16 protein-coding genes are annotated in these 19554 nt (G+C 69.0%); 7 read left to right on the top strand and 9 right to left on the bottom strand.

All coding sequences use genetic code 11. The annotated features are described in order from the left end of the window. The first annotated feature begins 67 nt into the window (after positions 1-67). From nusG to EKH77_RS14025, 7 genes are all read left to right on the top strand, one after another. Positions 68-952 (top strand): transcription termination/antitermination protein NusG, encoded by an 885-nt coding sequence (gene nusG / locus EKH77_RS14065; protein WP_126914724.1) that lies wholly within the window; start codon positions 68-70, stop codon positions 950-952. A 162-nt stretch (positions 953-1114) separates the two neighbouring features. Continuing rightward, positions 1115-1549 (top strand): 50S ribosomal protein L11, encoded by a 435-nt coding sequence (gene rplK / locus EKH77_RS14060; protein ID WP_126914723.1) that lies wholly within the window; start codon positions 1115-1117, stop codon positions 1547-1549. 82 nt (positions 1550-1631) lie between these two features. Continuing rightward, the gene (gene rplA, locus EKH77_RS14055; RefSeq protein WP_126914722.1) at positions 1632-2345 is read left to right on the top strand and encodes a 50S ribosomal protein L1; all 714 of its coding nucleotides are present in this window, start codon (positions 1632-1634) and stop codon (positions 2343-2345) included. A 362-nt stretch (positions 2346-2707) separates the two neighbouring features. Further along, on the top strand, positions 2708-3238 hold the full coding sequence (gene rplJ / locus EKH77_RS14050; protein WP_126914721.1) for a 50S ribosomal protein L10: 531 nt from the start codon (positions 2708-2710) through the stop codon (positions 3236-3238). 106 nt (positions 3239-3344) lie between these two features. Continuing rightward, on the top strand, positions 3345-3731 hold the full coding sequence (gene rplL / locus EKH77_RS14045; RefSeq protein WP_126914720.1) for a 50S ribosomal protein L7/L12: 387 nt from the start codon (positions 3345-3347) through the stop codon (positions 3729-3731). Positions 3732-4357: 626 nt separating this feature from the next. Beyond that, a complete protein-coding gene (gene rpoB, locus EKH77_RS14030) occupies positions 4358-7840 on the top strand; it encodes a DNA-directed RNA polymerase subunit beta (protein WP_126914718.1) in 3483 nt (1160 codons plus the stop codon). Between the two features lie 119 nt (positions 7841-7959). Further along, positions 7960-11859 carry a DNA-directed RNA polymerase subunit beta' gene (locus EKH77_RS14025; RefSeq protein ID WP_126914717.1) on the top strand — a complete coding sequence of 1300 codons (3900 nt, stop codon included), beginning with the start codon at positions 7960-7962 and terminating at the stop codon, positions 11857-11859. A gap of 89 nt (positions 11860-11948) precedes the next feature. Here the strand turns inward: EKH77_RS14025 and EKH77_RS14020 are convergent, their stop codons facing one another. The 9 genes from EKH77_RS14020 to EKH77_RS13980 form a co-directional block, all read right to left on the bottom strand. Then, positions 11949-12212, bottom strand: a complete 264-nt coding sequence (locus EKH77_RS14020; protein ID WP_126914716.1) for a hypothetical protein — start codon at positions 12210-12212, stop codon at positions 11949-11951. Then, positions 12209-12439, bottom strand: coding sequence for a hypothetical protein (locus EKH77_RS14015; protein ID WP_126914715.1), 231 nt, complete (start codon positions 12437-12439; stop codon positions 12209-12211). The genes EKH77_RS14020 and EKH77_RS14015 overlap by 4 nt, the downstream gene beginning before the upstream one ends. A gap of 41 nt (positions 12440-12480) precedes the next feature. Beyond that, positions 12481-13533 carry a peptidoglycan-binding protein gene (locus tag EKH77_RS14010; RefSeq protein ID WP_126914714.1) on the bottom strand — a complete coding sequence of 351 codons (1053 nt, stop codon included), beginning with the start codon at positions 13531-13533 and terminating at the stop codon, positions 12481-12483. 69 nt (positions 13534-13602) lie between these two features. Further along, on the bottom strand, positions 13603-13833 hold the full coding sequence (locus EKH77_RS14005) for a hypothetical protein (protein ID WP_126914713.1): 231 nt from the start codon (positions 13831-13833) through the stop codon (positions 13603-13605). 35 nt (positions 13834-13868) lie between these two features. Further along, positions 13869-15452 carry a phage tail protein gene (locus tag EKH77_RS14000; protein ID WP_126914712.1) on the bottom strand — a complete coding sequence of 528 codons (1584 nt, stop codon included), beginning with the start codon at positions 15450-15452 and terminating at the stop codon, positions 13869-13871. A 74-nt stretch (positions 15453-15526) separates the two neighbouring features. Then, positions 15527-16234, bottom strand: a complete 708-nt coding sequence (locus tag EKH77_RS13995) for a hypothetical protein (protein ID WP_126914711.1) — start codon at positions 16232-16234, stop codon at positions 15527-15529. Further along, positions 16234-17343: a hypothetical protein gene (locus EKH77_RS13990; protein WP_126914710.1), complete on the bottom strand. Its 1110-nt coding sequence runs from the start codon at positions 17341-17343 to the stop codon at positions 16234-16236. The genes EKH77_RS13995 and EKH77_RS13990 overlap by 1 nt, the downstream gene beginning before the upstream one ends. Then, positions 17340-18452 carry a hypothetical protein gene (locus EKH77_RS13985; RefSeq protein WP_126914709.1) on the bottom strand — a complete coding sequence of 371 codons (1113 nt, stop codon included), beginning with the start codon at positions 18450-18452 and terminating at the stop codon, positions 17340-17342. The genes EKH77_RS13990 and EKH77_RS13985 overlap by 4 nt, the downstream gene beginning before the upstream one ends. A 67-nt stretch (positions 18453-18519) precedes the next feature. Next, on the bottom strand, positions 18520-19455 hold the full coding sequence (locus EKH77_RS13980; RefSeq protein WP_126914708.1) for a phage distal tail protein: 936 nt from the start codon (positions 19453-19455) through the stop codon (positions 18520-18522). Positions 19456-19554 lie beyond the last annotated feature (99 nt).

Here is a 19554-nt window from a genome sequence, read left to right as displayed (position 1 = left end):
AGGCGGCCCTCGTAGAGTGCCGCCTATTCGCTCGTTCCACCCCTTGTAGCCAGGAAGAAGCAGCCACGTGTCTGACCCGAACCTGAACGACGCCGCCGAGCCCGTCGCGGCGGAGGCCAACGTTGACGAGGCTGTCTCGGCCGAGGTGCAGGGCGACGACACCCCGCAGGAGATCGTCGAGAACGCCGACAACGTCGACGAGCTCGACGCCGAGGAAGCCGCCGCGGGCGAGCCGGCCGAGGAGGCCGCGCTGCACGTCGAGTCCGACGAGGACGAGGCCGCCGCCGAGGACGCCGCCGACGAGGAGGCGGAGTCCGAGGAGGAGGCCGCCCCGGTCGACCCGGTCGCCGCGCTCCGCGACGAGCTGCGTGGTCTGCCCGGCGAGTGGTACGTCATCCACACCTACGCGGGCTACGAGAACCGCGTGAAGACCAACCTCGAGCAGCGCGCCGTCTCGCTGAACGTCGAGGACTACATCTTCCAGGCCGAGGTGCCGCAGGAAGAGGTCGTCCAGATCAAGAACGGCGACCGCCGCACCGTCCGCCAGAACAAGCTCCCCGGCTACGTGCTGGTGCGCATGGACCTGACGAACGAGTCCTGGGGCGTCGTCCGCAACACCCCGGGTGTCACCGGCTTCGTCGGCAACGCCTACGACCCGTACCCGCTGACCCTGGACGAGATCGTCAAGATGCTCGCCCCGGAGGCCGAGGCGAAGGCCGCCAAGGAGGCCGCCGAGGCCGAGGGCCGCCCGGTCCCGTCCCGCAAGGTCGAGGTCCAGGTCCTGGACTTCGAGGTCGGCGACTCGGTCACCGTCACGGACGGTCCGTTCGCGACCCTCCAGGCCACGATCAACGAGATCAACGCCGACTCGAAGAAGGTCAAGGGCCTCGTCGAGATCTTCGGCCGCGAGACCCCGGTCGAGCTCAGCTTCGACCAGATCCAGAAGAACTAACCCCTTCTGGCCCACACACCACCGAACAGGTCAGACCGCGCCCCAGGGCCGGTCTGACCTCTCGGTTTTTGGTCCCGCCGCGTTACCCGTTATCGTGGTGCGGTATGCCTGCGCGCAGTGTGCGTATGGCAAAAAAACTCTCACTAGGACCCGGAGAGAGCAATGCCTCCCAAGAAGAAGAAGGTCACGGGGCTCATCAAGCTCCAGATCAAGGCCGGCGCCGCCAACCCGGCTCCGCCGGTCGGCCCCGCGCTGGGTCAGCACGGCGTCAACATCATGGAGTTCTGCAAGGCCTACAACGCCGCGACCGAGTCGCAGCGTGGCATGGTCGTGCCGGTGGAGATCACGGTCTACGAGGACCGTTCCTTCACCTTCGTCACCAAGACTCCGCCGGCCGCCAAGCTGATCCTCAAGGCCGCGGGCGTGGAGAAGGGCTCCGGCGAGCCGCACAAGACCAAGGTCGCGAAGCTTACGCGCGAGCAGGTCCGCGAGATCGCCACGATCAAGATGCCCGACCTGAACGCCAACGACCTGGACGCCGCCGAGAAGATCATCTCCGGCACCGCCCGTTCCATGGGCGTCACGGTCGAGGGCTGATCAGCTCCCGTCTTACCTCTTAGTGGCAGGGCCAAGCGCTGGCCCGGACCACGACTCCACGCTCAACCTTTCAGGAGCAGAAGTGAAGCGCAGCAAGACTCTCCGCGCTGCGGACGCCAAGGTCGAGGAGCGTCTGTACGCTCCCCTCGAGGCCGTCCGTCTCGCCAAGGAGACCTCCACCACCAAGTTCGACGCGACCGTCGAGGTTGCCTTCCGCCTGGGTGTCGACCCGCGCAAGGCCGACCAGATGGTCCGTGGCACCGTGAACCTTCCGCACGGCACCGGTAAGACCGCCCGGGTCCTGGTCTTCGCGACCGGCGACCGTGCCGAGGCCGCGCGTGCCGCGGGCGCCGACATCGTCGGTGCCGACGAGCTCATCGACGAGGTCGCCAAGGGCCGTCTGGACTTCGACGCCGTCGTCGCCACCCCGGACCTCATGGGCAAGGTCGGCCGCCTCGGCCGCGTGCTCGGTCCCCGTGGTCTGATGCCGAACCCGAAGACCGGCACGGTCACCCCGGACACGGCCAAGGCCGTGACCGAGATCAAGGGCGGCAAGATCGAGTTCCGAGTCGACAAGCACTCGAACCTCCACTTCATCATCGGCAAGGTCTCCTTCGACGAGGCCAAGCTGGTGGAGAACTACGCCGCCGCGCTCGAGGAGATCAACCGCCTCAAGCCGTCCGCCGCGAAGGGCCGCTACATCAAGAAGGCGACCCTGACCACCACGATGGGCCCGGGCATCGCCCTGGACTCCAACCGCACCCGCAACCTCCTCGTGGAGGACGAGACCGTCTGAGACGGCCTCGGCGGGCGCGTAGTGGCGCTCTGAGCAGTACGGGCCGGGCCCCGCACCTCTTTCGAAGGTGCGGGGCCCGGCTCGATTTGCATCCATACGCACCTATCGCGTAATCTCCTGAGGAAGCCAAAGACCGCTGGTCGTTGTCGCGTCTCCATCCGGAGGTGTGACGGCCGAAGGATCCGCTAGCTGCGGGCGACCTGCGCAGGTGTCACGTGGATTGCACTCCCGCCGAGACGTAAGAGGATTACGTCCCCGCGGTCGAGTCACGCCCCGAGCGCCTGCGCCGGGGCGTTTCGTTTTGCCCAAGCCCCCTTCTCGCGCCTAAGCGGTCCGAATCACCCGGAAGGAGGCCGAGGCTCATGGCGACGTCCGCCAAGGCCGCCGCGGTTGCCGAGCTCACGGACAAGTTCCGCAGCTCCAACGCCGCTGTGCTGACCGAGTACCGCGGTCTCACCGTGGCGCAGCTCAAGACGCTGCGCCGTTCGCTCGGTGAGAACGCGCAGTACGCCGTGGTGAAGAACACGCTGACCAAGATCGCGGCCGAAGAGGCCGGGTACCAGCTCGACGCCCAGCTTTTCGCTGGCCCGACGGCTGTCGCCTTCGTCACCGGTGACCCGGTGGAGTCGGCGAAGGGTCTTCGTGACTTCGCCAAGGAGAACCCGAACCTGATCATCAAGGGCGGTGTCCTTGATGGCAAGGCGCTGTCCGCCGATGAGATCAAGAAGCTTGCGGACCTCGAGTCCCGCGAGGTTCTGCTCAGCAAGCTGGCCGGTGCCATGAAGGGCAAGCAGTCCCAGGCTGCCTCGCTCTTCCAGGCGCTGCCGACGAAGCTCGTCCGCACTGCGGACGCGCTGCGCGCCAAGCTCGCCGAGCAGGGCGGTGCCGAGTAATTCGGCTCGCGCATTGACCGGCGCCACCCGGCACCGGTCGTAGCGGGCCGCACGCCCGCCAACACGTACATCCGGCACCTGCCGATTTAGTGGAAGGACGCCAATCATGGCGAAGCTGACCCAGGACGAGCTGCTCGCGCAGTTCGAGGAGATGACCCTCATCGAGCTCGCGGCCTTCGTGTCCGCGTTCGAGGAGAAGTTCGACGTCACCGCCGCCGCCGCCGCGCCGGTCGTCGTTGCCGGTGCCGCTGGTGGCGCCGCTGCCGCCGAGGTCGAGGAGAAGGACGAGTTCGACGTCATCCTCACCGCCGCCGGTGACAAGAAGATCCAGGTCATCAAGGTCGTGCGTGAGCTGACCTCCCTGGGCCTGAAGGAGGCCAAGGACCTCGTCGACGGCACCCCGAAGCCCGTCCTCGAGAAGGTCGCCAAGGACGCCGCGGAGAAGGCCGCCGAGGCCCTCAAGGGCGCCGGCGCCTCCGTCGAGGTCAAGTAAGTACCTCGGGAGTCTGCCGACTCTCCTTTCCGGCCCCCGGGCCGGAATCAACCAAGGGCGATCACCCGCACGGGTGGTCGCCCTTGGGCGTTCCCGGGACGGATGCGCGCACGGCGGCCCGGAGACGAGTATGGTGATCTTCGCCGCCTCCCCGAGGCGACGAACCCGCTCCCAGCAGGGCGGGAGGGCGCCCCGAGCGGCCGCCGGGGGCCGAGGGGCCTTGACGAACGGCACGCCGCGCGCGATTCTCAGGACGCGTCCTACGGACGCGCCGCCACATCGATCCTCCGTCCGAGGCATGGATCGAAGGCGGAGCGGGAAGTATCGTCATGCGCTTCCCGCGCATGGCTTGCGTCGGGCAGGACGCCAGGCGATGCGGAACAACAGGATCCCGGAGGGAGAGATTGGTATCGCACCGGTCTCCGGAAATCCGCTCTGGACATCAGTGGGCCAAGTGGCTACACTGACCCTTTGCGCTGCCTGTTAGCTGCTCCCTGCCCGTCACCAGGGGCATGCCCACTCTCGAGCACAGCTGAAGGAAACCCCCTGAGCTGGGATTTCTCTCGTACGCGACGAGTGGGACCGGTACGCGCGTAGTGAGTCCGAGCCCTCGGAAGGACCCCCTCTTGGCCGCCTCGCGCAACGCCTCGACCGCCAATACGAACACCGGCGCCAGCACCGCCCCGCTGCGCATCTCTTTTGCGAAGATCAAGGAGCCCCTCGAGGTTCCGAACCTTCTTGCGCTTCAGACCGAGAGCTTCGACTGGCTGCTCGGCAACGCCGCCTGGAAGGCTCGCGTCGAGGCTGCGCTGGAAAGTGGTCAGGACGTCCCCACCAAGTCCGGTCTGGAGGAGATCTTCGAGGAGATCTCCCCGATCGAGGACTTCAGCGGGTCGATGTCGCTGACCTTCCGTGACCACCGCTTCGAGCCCCCGAAGAACTCGATCGACGAGTGCAAGGAGCGCGACTTCACGTACGCGGCCCCGCTCTTCGTCACCGCCGAGTTCACCAACAACGAGACCGGTGAGATCAAGTCCCAGACGGTCTTCATGGGCGACTTCCCGCTCATGACGCCGAAGGGCACCTTCTGCATCAACGGCACCGAGCGTGTCGTCGTCTCGCAGCTGGTCCGTTCGCCGGGTGTCTACTTCGACTCCTCCATCGACAAGACGTCCGACAAGGACATCTTCACCGCCAAGATCATCCCGTCCCGGGGTGCCTGGCTGGAGATGGAGGTCGACAAGCGCGACATGGTCGGCGTCCGCATCGACCGCAAGCGCAAGCAGTCCGTCACCGTCCTCCTGAAGGCTCTCGGCTGGACCACCGAGCAGATCCTCGAGGAGTTCGGCGAGTACGAGTCCATGCGCGCCACCCTGGAGAAGGACCACACCCAGGGCCAGGACGACGCGCTGCTCGACATCTACCGCAAGCTGCGCCCGGGCGAGCCGCCGACCCGTGAGGCCGCGCAGACGCTGCTCGAGAACCTCTACTTCAACCCGAAGCGCTACGACCTCGCGAAGGTCGGCCGCTACAAGGTCAACAAGAAGCTGGGTGCCGACGCGCCGCTCGACGCCGGTGTGCTGACCGTCGACGATGTCATCGCGACGATCAAGTACCTGGTGAAGCTGCACGCCGGCGAGGTCGAGACCGTCGGTGAGAACGGCACGGACATCGTCGTCGAGACCGACGACATCGACCACTTCGGCAACCGTCGTCTGCGCAACGTCGGCGAGCTCATCCAGAACCAGGTCCGCACGGGTCTGGCTCGTATGGAGCGCGTCGTCCGCGAGCGGATGACCACCCAGGACGTCGAGGCGATCACGCCGCAGACCCTGATCAACATCCGGCCGGTCGTCGCCTCCATCAAGGAGTTCTTCGGCACCAGCCAGCTGTCCCAGTTCATGGACCAGACCAACCCGCTGTCGGGTCTGACCCACAAGCGTCGTCTGTCGGCGCTGGGTCCGGGCGGTCTCTCCCGTGAGCGGGCCGGCTTCGAGGTCCGAGACGTCCACCCGTCGCACTACGGCCGTATGTGCCCGATCGAGACGCCCGAAGGCCCGAACATCGGTCTGATCGGCTCGCTCGCCTCCTACGGTCGCGTCAACGCGTTCGGTTTCGTCGAGACCCCGTACCGCAAGGTCGTCGACGGCCAGGTCACCGACGAGGTGAACTACCTGACCGCCGACGAGGAGGACCGCTTCGTCATCGCCCAGGCGAACGCCGCCCTGGGTGAGGACATGCGCTTCGCCGAGGCCCGCGTGCTGGTCCGTCGCCGTGGCGGCGAGATCGACTACATCGCGCCGGACGAGGTCGACTACATGGACGTCTCGCCGCGCCAGATGGTGTCGGTCGCGACCGCCATGATCCCGTTCCTCGAGCACGACGACGCCAACCGCGCGCTCATGGGATCGAACATGATGCGCCAGGCCGTTCCGCTGATCAAGGCCGAGGCGCCGCTGGTCGGCACCGGCATGGAGTACCGCTGCGCGGTCGACGCCGGTGACGTCATCAAGGCCGAGAAGGACGGTGTCGTCCAGGAGGTCTCCGCCGACTACGTCACGGTGGCCAACGACGACGGCACGTACAACACCTACCGCGTCGCCAAGTTCTCCCGCTCCAACCAGGGCACCTCCTTCAACCAGAAGGTCGTCGTGGACGAGGGCGCCCGCGTGGTCACCGGCCAGGTGCTCGCCGACGGTCCGTCCACGGACGAGGGCGAGATGGCGCTCGGCAAGAACCTCCTCGTGGCGTTCATGCCGTGGGAGGGCCACAACTACGAGGACGCGATCATCCTGTCGCAGCGCCTCGTGCAGGACGACGTCCTCTCCTCGATTCACATCGAGGAGCACGAGGTCGACGCCCGTGACACCAAGCTGGGCCCCGAGGAGATCACCCGGGACATCCCGAACGTCTCCGAGGAGGTCCTCGCCGACCTCGACGAGCGCGGCATCATCCGCATCGGTGCCGAGGTCGTCGCCGGCGACATCCTCGTCGGCAAGGTCACCCCGAAGGGGGAGACCGAGCTGACCCCCGAGGAGCGTCTGCTCCGCGCGATCTTCGGTGAGAAGGCCCGTGAGGTCCGTGACACCTCGCTGAAGGTCCCCCACGGTGAGATCGGCAAGGTCATCGGCGTCCGCGTCTTCGACCGCGAAGAGGGCGACGAGCTGCCCCCGGGCGTGAACCAGCTGGTCCGCGTCTACGTGGCCCAGAAGCGCAAGATCACCGATGGTGACAAGCTCGCCGGCCGCCACGGCAACAAGGGTGTCATCTCCAAGATCCTCCCGGTCGAGGACATGCCGTTCCTCGAGGACGGCACCCCGGTCGACATCATCCTCAACCCGCTCGGTGTCCCGTCCCGAATGAACCCGGGACAGGTCCTCGAGATCCACCTCGGCTGGCTCGCCAGCCGCGGCTGGAAGGTCGAGGGCGACGAGGAGTGGATGAAGCGCCTCCAGGCGATCGGCGCCGACGACGTCGCGCCGGGCACCAACGTCGCGACCCCGGTCTTCGACGGCGCCCGCGAGGACGAGATCGCCGGTCTCTTCGAGTCCACGATCCCCAACCGCGACGGCGAGCGCCTGGTGCTCCCGTCCGGCAAGGCCCGGATGTTCGACGGCCGCTCCGGCGAGCCGTTCCCGGACCCGATCTCGGTCGGGTACATGTACATCCTCAAGCTGCACCACCTGGTCGACGACAAGCTCCACGCCCGTTCGACCGGTCCGTACTCCATGATCACCCAGCAGCCGCTGGGTGGTAAGGCTCAGTTCGGTGGCCAGCGCTTCGGTGAGATGGAGGTGTGGGCGCTGGAGGCTTATGGCGCCGCGTACGCCCTCCAGGAGCTGCTGACCATCAAGTCCGACGACGTCACCGGCCGAGTGAAGGTCTACGAGGCGATCGTCAAGGGCGAGAACATCCCCGAGCCCGGCATCCCCGAGTCCTTCAAGGTGCTCATCAAGGAGATGCAGTCCCTCTGCCTCAACGTGGAGGTGCTGTCCTCGGACGGCATGTCCATCGAGATGCGGGACACCGACGAGGACGTCTTCCGCGCGGCGGAGGAGCTCGGTATCGACCTGTCCCGGCGCGAGCCGAGCAGCGTCGAAGAGGTCTGACGGGTCTGGTGGGGGCCTCCTAAGAGGCCCCCACCGTCCCCGGACCCCCAGACCACTGATGTAGAGCCCATAAATCGCTAACGCGAGGGGCACGACCCTGAAAGAGGGATTGACGAACAGTGCTCGACGTCAACTTCTTCGACGAGCTGCGGATCGGCCTGGCGACCGCGGACGACATCCGGACCTGGTCCCACGGCGAGGTCAAGAAGCCTGAGACCATCAACTACCGCACCCTGAAGCCCGAAAAGGACGGACTCTTCTGCGAGAAGATCTTCGGTCCGACCCGGGACTGGGAGTGCTACTGCGGCAAGTACAAGCGTGTCCGCTTCAAGGGCATCATCTGTGAGCGCTGTGGCGTCGAGGTCACGCGCGCCAAGGTGCGCCGTGAGCGGATGGGCCACATCGAGCTCGCCGCTCCCGTCACCCACATCTGGTACTTCAAGGGCGTCCCGTCGCGTCTGGGCTACCTGCTCGACCTTGCCCCGAAGGACCTCGAGAAGGTCATCTACTTCGCCGCCTACATGATCACGTGGGTGGACGAGGAGCGCCGTACGCGCGACCTGCCCTCGCTGGAGGCCCACGTCTCCGTCGAGCGTCAGCAGATCGAGCAGCGCCGCGACGCCGACCTGGAGGCCCGCGCCAAGAAGCTCGAGTCCGACCTGGCCGAGCTCGAGGCCGAGGGCGCCAAGGCCGATGTGCGCCGCAAGGTGCGCGAGGGCGCCGAGCGTGAGATGAAGCAGCTGCGCGACCGCGCGCAGCGCGAGATCGACCGCCTCGACGAGGTGTGGAGCCGCTTCAAGAACCTCAAGGTCCAGGACCTCGAGGGCGACGAGCTGCTCTACCGCGAGCTGCGCGACCGCTTCGGCACCTACTTCATGGGTGCGATGGGCGCCGCCGCGCTGCAGAAGCGCCTGGAGTCCTTCGACCTCGACGAGGAGGCCGAGCGCCTCCGCGAGATCATCCGGACCGGCAAGGGCCAGAAGAAGACCCGTGCGCTCAAGCGCCTCAAGGTCGTCTCCGCCTTCCTGCAGACCCGCAACAGCCCCAGCGGCATGGTGCTGGACTGCATCCCCGTGATCCCGCCGGACCTGCGTCCGATGGTGCAGCTGGACGGTGGCCGCTTCGCGACCTCCGACCTGAACGACCTGTACCGCCGTGTGATCAACCGCAACAACCGTCTGAAGCGTCTGCTCGACCTCGGTGCCCCCGAGATCATCGTGAACAACGAGAAGCGGATGCTCCAGGAGGCGGTCGACGCCCTCTTCGACAACGGCCGTCGTGGTCGCCCGGTCACGGGCCCCGGCAACCGTCCGCTGAAGTCCCTCAGCGACATGCTGAAGGGTAAGCAGGGTCGATTCCGTCAGAACCTGCTCGGTAAGCGTGTCGACTACTCGGCCCGTTCCGTCATCGTCGTCGGTCCGCAGCTGAAGCTGCACCAGTGTGGTCTGCCCAAGGCCATGGCGCTGGAGCTCTTCAAGCCGTTCGTGATGAAGCGCCTGGTCGACCTGAACCACGCGCAGAACATCAAGTCGGCCAAGCGCATGGTCGAGCGCGGCCGCACCGTGGTGTACGACGTCCTCGAAGAGGTCATCGCCGAGCACCCGGTGCTGCTGAACCGTGCGCCCACGCTGCACCGCCTCGGCATCCAGGCCTTCGAGCCGCAGCTGGTCGAGGGCAAGGCCATCCAGATCCACCCGCTCGTCTGCACCGCGTTCAACGCGGACTTCGACGGTGACCAGATGGCCGTCCACCTGCCGCTCTCCGCGGAGGCGCAGGCCGAGGCCCGCATCCTGATGCTGTCCTCGAACAACATCCTCAAGCCGGCCGACGGCCGTCCGGTCACCATGCCGACCCAGGACATGGTGCTGGGCCTGTTCTTCCTCACCACCGATGAGGAGGAGCGCGAGGTCCGCGGCGAGGGTCGTTCCTTCGGCTCGGTCGCCGAGGCGATCATGGCGTTCGACGCCCGTGAGCTCTCGCTCCAGGCGAAGGTCGACATCCGCTTCCCGATCGGCACCGTTCCGCCGCGCGGCTGGGTTCCCCCGGTCCGCGAGGAGGGCGAGCCGGAGTGGCAGCAGGGTGACTCGTTCCGCCTGCGCACCACCCTGGGCCGCGCGCTCTTCAACGAGCTGCTGCCCGAGGACTACCCGTTCGTCGACTACTCGGTGGGCAAGAAGCAGCTCTCCGAGATCGTCAACGACCTGGCCGAGCGCTACCCCAAGGTCATCGTGGCGGCGACGCTCGACAACCTGAAGGCGGCCGGTTTCCACTGGGCGACCCGTTCCGGTGTCACCGTGGCCATCTCCGACGTCGTCGTTCCCGAGGCGAAGAAGGAGATCGTCAAGGGCTACGAGGCGCAGGACGAGAAGGTCCAGAAGCAGTACGAGCGCGGTCTGATCACCAAGGACGAGCGCACGCAGGAGCTCATCGCGATCTGGACCAAGGCGACCAACGAGGTCGCCGAGGCGATGAACGCGAACTTCCCCAAGACGAACCCCATCTTCATGATGGTTGACTCGGGTGCCCGAGGAAACATGATGCAGATGCGGCAGATCGCCGGTATGCGTGGTCTGGTGTCGAACGCGAAGAACGAGACCATTCCGCGACCCATTAAGGCGTCGTTCCGTGAGGGTCTCACCGTGCTGGAGTACTTCATCTCCACCCACGGTGCCCGTAAGGGTCTCGCGGACACCGCCCTCCGTACCGCCGACTCGGGTTACCTCACCCGTCGTCTGGTCGACGTCTCCCAGGACGTGATCATCCGCGAGGAGGACTGCGGCACCGAGCGCGGCCTCAAGCTGGCGATCGCCGTCAAGGGCGAGGACGGCGTCCTGCGCAAGACGGACGACGTCGAGACGAGCGTCTACGCCCGTATGCTCGCCGAGGACGTCGTCGTCGACGGCAAGGTCATCGCGCCGGCCAACGTCGACCTCGGTGACGTGCTCATCGAGCAGCTCGTCGCCCACGGCGTCGAGACGGTCAAGACCCGTTCGGTCCTCACCTGTGAGTCCGCGGTCGGCACCTGTGCCTTCTGCTACGGCCGCTCGCTGGCGACCGGCAAGCTGGTGGACATCGGTGAGGCGGTCGGCATCATCGCCGCCCAGTCCATCGGTGAGCCCGGTACCCAGCTGACGATGCGTACCTTCCACACCGGTGGTGTGGCCGGTGACGACATCACCCAGGGTCTGCCCCGTGTCGTCGAGCTCTTCGAGGCCCGTACGCCCAAGGGTGTCGCCCCGATCTCCGAGGCCGCCGGCCGCGTGCGGATCGAGGAGACCGAGAAGACCAAGAAGATCGTCGTCACCCCGGACGACGGCAGCGACGAGACGGCGTTCCCGATCTCGAAGCGTGCCCGTCTGCTGGTCAGCGAGGGCGAGCACGTCGAGGTGGGCCAGAAGCTCACCGTGGGTGCCACCAACCCGCACGACGTCCTGCGCATCCTCGGCCAGCGCGCCGTCCAGGTCCACCTGGTCGGCGAGGTTCAGAAGGTCTACAACTCGCAGGGTGTGTCGATCCACGACAAGCACATCGAGATCATCATCCGGCAGATGCTCCGCCGCGTGACGATCATCGAGTCCGGCGACGCGGAGCTGCTGCCGGGCGAGCTCGTGGAGCGCTCGCGCTTCGAGTCCGAGAACCGTCGTGTGGTCACCGAGGGCGGTCACCCCGCCTCCGGCCGTCCGCAGCTGATGGGTATCACCAAGGCCTCGCTGGCGACGGAGTCCTGGCTGTCGGCCGCCTCCTTCCAGGAGACGACCCGAGTGCTGACGGACGCGGCGATCAACGCCAAGTCCGACTCGCTCATCGGCCTCAAGGAGAACGTCATCATCGGTAAGCTCATCCCGGCCGGTACGGGTCTGTCCCGCTACCGCAACATCCGGGTGGAGCCCACCGAGGAGGCCAAGGCCGCGATGTACTCGGCCGTCGGTTACGACGACATCGACTACTCGCCCTTCGGCACCGGCTCCGGCCAGGCGGTCCCGCTGGAGGACTACGACTACGGTCCGTACAACCAGTGAGTCGCTAGTTGATCGCGCACAGGGCGGTCACCCCTTCGGGGGTGGCCGCCCTGCGGCGTTCTCAGCGGTGGTTTCTTACCGGCTGTTTCTTACCGGCCGGTGAGCTGGAGCCCGGCGAGGACCACCCCGCCGACGGCCGTCAGCGCCGCCACGCTCGCCAGCGGCCAGCGGGCGCGCTCCAGGGCGTCCAGCCGGGCCTCGTGATCGGCGAGCTGTTTGTCGGTCTGGTCGCTGCGCTGGACGAGCAGGGCGAGCGAGCCGTCGACCCGGGCGAAGCCGGCTTCCATCGTGCCGCGCAGCCGCTCCAGCTCCACGGCGACCGCGGCGGCCTCGCTTCCTTGCCGCTCGCTCATGCGCGGCCCCGGTCGTCGTCCCCGTCCCGCAGCCAGCGGGGGAGCAGGGCCTGGACTGCGGGCAGGGCCATGACGCGGGCGAGCCCGCCGGCGACGGCGAGCGCCCCGGCCACCCACGGCAGGCTGGCCGGGATGCCGGAGGCGTCGACGATCGCGGGGAGGGCGAGGGCGAGGGCGACGGCGGTCTGGAGGACGGTGCGGAGGGTCCGCTTGGCGGCGTCGGACACGGGTGGTTCCTTTCTGCTTTCTTGTGGGGCCTGGGGGCCGCTCAGGAGACGCGGGGTACCTTCAGCGCGTCCCACGAGACCCGTCCGGGCCAGCCGTCGGCCTCCGGCCCGGAGAACCCGAGCTTGCGCTGCCAGCGGCCGTACGACTGCCGGTCGGCGTCGGTCCACTGCTCGCCGGGCCCCTGGGAGTACGCCGAGCAGCCCTCCTCGACCAGGCGGTGGCCCATCGCCGTGACGACCGGCGACTTCGGCTCGGCCTGGAAGAACGACTGGCCGGGGAAGGGCTCGTAGTCGTTGCCCGGGCCCGGGACGGAGAGCTGGTCGCCGGGGTGGATGCGGTCCGGGTCGGCCAGCTCGTTGAGCGAGGCGAGCCGGGCGGGGGTGGTGCCGTGGGACTCGGCGATGGCGCTGAGTGTGTCGCCCGGTTGCACGGTGTACGTGGTCATGGCGGGGCGGGACGGCTCGGCGGGCTCGGCGGGCTTCTCCGGACGCTCGACCGGCGCCCCGCCCAGCCGGCCGGTCACCCGGCCGCGCAGGTCGTCCATCTCGAACCCGACCGGGTCGACCTTGGTGTTCGTCCACTCCTTGTGGCCGATCACGGAGCCCGAGCTCCAGCCGTGCGCCCGGCACAGCGCGGCCGAGACCCGCTCGATGGCGTCGAGCTGCTCGGCCGGCCACGGGTCGTCGCCGTCGCCGAGGTTGACGCACTCGAAGCCGTAGAAACGGGCGTTGCCGTCGGTGTCGTTGGCGACCGGCCGGGGCAGGGACGTCTCGCCGATCACGGCCGTGAGCACGTCGCCGTCACCCGTACCGGCGTGGTTCGCCCGCCCGTTGCCGACCAGGTGGACCATGCCGGACTTGTCGATGACGCCGTGGCAGAGCGGGCCGGGGAGCTCTTCGTAGCCGTCGTAGCAGAGCTCGACGGAGGACGCGGTGCCGGAGGTGACCGTGTGATGAATGATCACCCCGTGCACGGGGCCCCAGGCGCCCTTGTGGTTGCGGTTGTGGTCGCGCCAGTCGTCGGTCTCCACGACGTCGACGCCTTCCGCGCGCAGCGCGGCGACGAACTGGTCGGCGGTGAGGGGAGTCGCCATGTGGCATTGCCTTTCGGGGATGACGAAGGCCCCGCCCGGAAGGGGGCGGGGCCTGTCGGCGTGTGCTGGTCAGCGAACGGTCGCCACTGCGGTGTTCTGGGTGACGACGGCGAGCGTCACGGTCTGGAAGCGCTCCGGGACGGTGCCGACGGCGGCGTCGAGCGCGGCGCGGAGCATATGGGCGTGCTCCTCCGCGGTCAGACGGTCGTAGCCGTCCGGTGCGGTGAGCATGGAGATCTGGAGCGTGGGCGTCGCCTTGTCGGCTCCGGAGATCGCGAGCGTTCCCTGTGTCTCGTACACGGTGGTTCCTTTCGTAGGGGTGCGGTGGAGCGGGGTCAGGCGAGCGCCATCCAGTACCGGGTGCCGAGAGCGGCCACGTCGGTGCCCCAGTTGAGGGAAGCGGGGAGGGAGGTGTTGGTCGTGTTGCGTGACAGGGCCGTGCGGGGCGTGCCGCCCGGTCGGCCGAAGCGGCCCGGCACGTCGTAGCCGCCGTTGCCGGTCATGATCCGGGGCGCGTTGGCCGAGTTGGAGTAGTTGATCAGCAGTGCGATGACGTGGATGCCGGGCTGGAGCGTCACCGGGGCGGTCAGCGGCAGGAACGACGTCGAGCCGCCGGCGTCATGTACTTCCTGGTAGACCATGCTGAGGTCGGCGGTCTGGGCGATCCGGTTGCCCGCGGCGTCGTAGATTCCGGCGAACGAACCCGGCGCGATACCGCCGGACGCCCCGGAGTAGCCCAGCGTGTGGAAGGCGATCTCCTTCACGGACACCGCTGAGCGCACGATCACGGCGTTGTAGTAGATGCGTCCGCTCGCCGGGATGTCGCCGGGCACGGTGGGGTTCATCCCGCCCTTGCCGTCCCCCAGCCCCGGGTCGAACGTCCAGGCGATGAAGCCCAGGTCGGCCGGTACCCAGTCGTTGGACCGGGCCACACCGTCCACGTAGGACTTGCGGACGAGGTGTTCCGGGGCCGTCGGGTCGGCCGTGGTGGACGGCACGGTGGTGAAGGACTTCGCGCCCTCGACGGTCTGGGCCCCCGAGAGGAGGACCGAGCGTCCGGCGGGCTCCGCGCGGACGTCGGCCGCGGTGAGGTCCACGACGCCGCTGCGGCCGTTGACGGACCGCACGCCCGCCGCCCGCTCGTCGAGCGTGACCGTGGTGCCGTCGGGCTTGCGGTAGGCGAGGACGCCACCGTTGGCGTACACGACGATGCCGTCGGTGGGCTTGCCCGTGGGCACGGCGGTGACGTTCTTCATGCCGAGCACGGCCTGGCCGCCGGCGCTGTCGGCCACGGCCGCGCCGATCTGCACGTTGCCGGTGAAGCGGGCGTCGGCGCTGGCCACGAGGCCACCGGCCGCGTCGATCCGGACGCGGCTGGCGCCCTTGGTGTCCTGCACGTCGACGGCGGCGCCGTCGCCGGTTCCCCGGACGGTGAACGTGCCGGTGACGGTGCCCCCGGTGACCGGCAGCGCGCCCACGTCCTTGGCTTCGAGCCGGATCTCGGCCTCGGTGCGGCCGTTCACGGAGCGCACGGGCCCCGGCGCGCCGGCCGGTCCGGGCGGCCCGGGCGGGCCGGGGAGCCCGGCGACCGGGACGTAGTCGGGGGTGCGGGGATCGCTGGGGGCGATGTCGGCCAGGTCGACCTTCGGTCGCGCGGCCGGCAGCAGGATCTTGTACGGGGCGCGGGCGGGCAGCCCCGACAGCCGCTCGGTGACGGTGTAGGCCCAGTTCGTCGGGTTCATGCCCGGCGCGTCGGTGGCGGGCAGGGCGACGCTGATCCGCCCGTCGGCGTCGAGGGGCACGGCGGTGGCGCCGCCGAGCATGACGTCGCTGTCGCTGTGGGTGAGCAGCGGGGGCGGTTCGAAGGTGACGCTGCCCACGAGCGCGTGCCCGTCGGTGGACAGGTATCGGGCCGTCACGGTGACGGTGGGTATGGCACTGGGTAGCACGAGACGTTGTCTTTCTTCGCTCGGGGAGGACGTATCCGTGGGCTTCAGGAGAGAACGCCGTACAGGGCGCGCGGGGAGCACCGCACGGTGCTGTTGCTGTTGAAGGCGCGGGCCTGGACCTTGAAGGTGACGTGGCTGTCGTATTCCGCGCCGATGTACTCGGAGAACTCGAGCGCGCCGTTCTTCGATGTCGGCCCGACCTGGCGGTCGTCGACCAGCAGGCGCAACTCGCCGCCCGCGGTCGCGGCGATCAGGCAGTAGAGCTTGGGGTGCTGGACGATGGCGTTGCCGTTGTACAGGGTCGTCCAGCTGGTGGAACTGGTGGATTCCCACTTGCCGGTGTCCTCGGGAGTGGGCAGTGGGTAGGGGATGAACGGCTTGGCCAGGCCGAAGTTCCTGGCGTCCTCGGCGAAGATGACGTTGCCCTTGGCGTCCCACATCCGGATGGGCTGGACGGGCAGGTCCTTGGAGTCGCCGGTCCAGACGGTGAGCGCGAGGGTGCCGTCGTCGCGTCGGACGACGAGGCCCTGCTGGTACTGGCCGCCCGCGCGGTCCGGCCACACCCGCCCGAGGTACATCAGGTCCTTGCCCTCGGGCGTGCGCATGGTCAGCGAGCCGCCGTCGCCGATGACGACGCGGCCGCCCTGGATCTCGTCCATCTTGGGCCGCGTGTTGGCGCTGCCCATCAGCGCGCGGACCTGTCGTTCCAGGTCGCGGATGCGGTCGAGGATGTCGAGGGGGATGGCGGCCATCAGAGTCCTTCCAGATAGAGCTTCGCGGTCTCGGCCTTCGCGCGCTCGGGCGGCGAGACGGTCATGCCGACGACCCGGTAGCGGGCGTCGAGCCCTTCCGGGTGCCACAGGTCGGTGACGCGCAGCCGGACCGTGGCGCCGATGAGCGCCGGGGTCAGCCGGCCGTCGATCCGGATGGTGACCTCGGGGATGAGCTGGGGGCGCCGGGAGCGGGCGAGTTCGGCGTCGGCGAGGCTGTTGAGGATGTCGCGGTCGCTGATCGAGCTGTGGTCGGAGGTGCCTTCCAGGCGCGGCCAGCCGGCGTTCAGGTCCTCGATCGAGACCTTCCGCTCCGACATCGTCGGCACGGAGTCCGCGGCCTGGTTGCGGTTGGCCGAATCGCCGCGGGCCACCCACACGTTGGACTGCAGCGTCGCGTCGCTCGGCAGGTTGTACGACAGCAGCGGTCCGGGCCGGTCCAGGACGATGTCCTGGGCGCCGACGTGGATCCTCGGGTGGCCGAGCTGGAGGCGCTTGACGCGCCGCGCGGTGACGGGGTCGCGGTAGCAGTGGACCCGCCACTCGAAGCCGTCCCGCTGGGCGGCCAGCCCGTCGAGGATCTCGCGGATCCGGGCGACGTCCGTGTAGGCGTAGTTCTGGGTCCGGCGGACGCCCGAGACCTCGTTGCCGTACTCGATGCCGAGGTCGCCGCCGGGCTGTGCCTGGATGTGGTCGAAGAGGCCGCGGACGATGTCGAACTGGTCGACGTCCTTGCTCTCGAAGCCGCTGGAGAGGATCCGGTGGTCGAGGTACGAGTCGAAGGTGCCGGCCTGGATCTCGGCCGTCATGCGTCCCTGCTCGTCGCCGGAGGGCGTACAGGTCCAGAGGATGCCGCCCCACCAGATCTCGCCGCCGCGCTCCAGCCAGACCGCGGTGCGGCCGGGCTGGAGCGCGGAACGGGCCCGTTGGGCGAGCGCCCTGTCCGGCAGGGGCACGGTGGCGCGCAGCGAACCGGTCTTGCCGATGTAGTCGTCGAACTCGACGCCGGTCAGCGGCAGGGCGTCGACGACCTGGTCGGTGCGCAGATCGCAGAAGAGGGCGCGGTAGGCGGGCCGGGGAGCCACGGTCATGCGCTCGCCTCGTAGAAGCCCGAGACGGTGAACCAGTTGCCCTCGACGACGGTGTCCGGCCAGTCGCCGTCGACCCAGCCGCCGTCGACCTGGCCGGAGGACTTGTTGGCGGTCCAGCCGCAGGCGGAACCGTTGGGGTGACGGCTGGCCTCCAGGTAGCAGCCGCCGTGGTAGTAGCCGGAGCTGGTACGGAACTTGAGGTTGCCGGACATGCTGGGGCCGGTCGGCCGGACAGGCAGGGAGAGCCACCAGTTGCCGTTGCGGCCGGCGCCGCCCCAGTTCGAGTTCGAGCCGATCCGGAGCGTGGCGGTGAAGTGGACGATCGAGCCGTCGTGGAGGTACCGGCCGGTCAGCGAGCCGTTGTTGATCTGCGGCCGGGTCGGCTCGTAGTCGCCGCCCCAGACCGGCGTGTAGTCCCGCCAGACCGCCCGGGGCTCCGGGTACTGCTTCCACTGGGTGCCGTCCCAGCGCTCCAGGCCTGTACCGGTGTCGCGGTACTGGCCGACGTAGCCGCCGGGGAAGTTCTGGCCCCAGCCGCGCGGGATGATGCCGCCGACGGCGACGGTGGCCCGGCGCCGGTCGCGGACGGTGTCCCAGTTGATGCCGCCCTTGCCGGCGGAGGCCCCGGCGGGGACGGTGACCTCGGCGAGGGCGATGGCCGCGCGGGGCGTCGCGGGCGCGGCCGGGTTGGCGGCCGGCACGCCCTGGATGATCTCGACGACGGCCTCGGTGCGGTTGGAGGTGTCCTGCTGGGCGTCGTAGACGCGCAGCACGACCAGGTCCACGCGGGGGTTGTTCGGGTCGCCGTCGGCGAAGGTGAGGGGGATGTAGTCGGTCACCACGACCGGGTAGGAGCCGGCCGGCTCGGTGCCCTGCACGACGGCGCGGCCCGGCGCGACCTTGCCGATCATGCCCGCCTGGTCGCTGAAGACGTACAGGCCGTCCATGGCGTACCGGCCGCTCTGGGAGCCGGGGATCACACCGTCCCGGGTGGCCAGCACGCCCTCCGGGGCCATGGTGCCGAGCGGGGCGAGCCGGGTGTCGACGCGGGACTGGCCCCCGCCGGCGTCGGTGCGGTTGAGCAGCCATGCGCTGCGGACGTTGTTCATCTCGTCCTCCGAGGAAGGTGGTGGGGAGGTGGGGAAGGGCGGCGGGGAAAGTCGGTGGGCGGGTGGGTCACCAGTGGGCGTCGCGCCAGCGGACGGTCACCGAGGCGCGCGGGTCGGTCGAGTCGGGGCCGGCGCGGAAGGCGAGCGAGTTGTCGCCCGGCTCCAGCTGGAACAGCTGCTCGGGAGTGGAGCGGTTGGTGGCGGTGTAGAGCCGGGACGCGGTGCCGTTGAGCAGGACCGTTCCGTCCGTGGTGTCGACGGTCAGCACATCGGCCTCGGCGAGCTGGATGTCGTACTCCAGCTGTCGTCCGTCGCCGAGCCGGGTCAGGGACGGGAGGCCGACCGGGCCGCGGAACTCGATCACGGGGCTGACGGGGGCGTCGCCCTCGTTCACCGCCGTGATCACTCCGGTGCTGCCGGCGGCGCCCCACGCCAGGGGCCACTCCAGGCCGCCGTCCGGCTGCCACAGCAGACCGGGCTCGGACGTGGGGAGGGCCGTGCGGCCCAGTTGCTCGGTGATGCCGAGACGGCGGGGGTCGGTGCACAGCCACTGGATGGAGACGGACGCGATGCCCTGGGTGACGTAGGTGCGGTCCGTCGGGACGACGCGGCGGTCGACGCGCGCCCGGCAGGCGAGGGTCTGGCCGTGGACGCGCACGGCGAGCCACTGCTCGCCGCTGTGCACGGCGGTGGCGGCGCGGAACGCCCGGGCGACGGCCTGGGCCTGGTCGGGACGGTCGGGCAGCAGCCAGACGGTCGCGGCGACCGTCCGCGGCTTGGCCCACTGGGCGCCGGGCCAGGAACCGTGCTGATCGGGCTTGGGCACGTCCGCGGAGTCCAGCTCCGGCAGGTCGTCCCAGCCGGTCAGGCCCTTGGCGTCGATCTGGTAGGGCGTACCGGGGCCCATGAGGAGCCCGGCCCACTCGATCTGCCCGTCCTGGGTGATCTGGGAGCCGGGGGGAGCGGTGGCGGTCGCGGTGTCGAGTTGGGTCGCTGTGGGCATGGGTGGGCCTCACCTCCGGGTGTATGGGGCCGCGTGTAGGGGGTCCGCCTTGGGCTCAAGGGCCGAGACGTGGGCTGCGGCGTGGGCCGCGGCGTGTGC

Source organism: Streptomyces luteoverticillatus (assembly GCF_003970715.1).
GTDB classification, from domain to species: domain Bacteria; phylum Actinomycetota; class Actinomycetes; order Streptomycetales; family Streptomycetaceae; genus Streptomyces; species Streptomyces abikoensis.
Note: the sequence above shows the minus strand (reverse complement) of the source record. Positions and strands in the feature narration are given on the sequence as shown.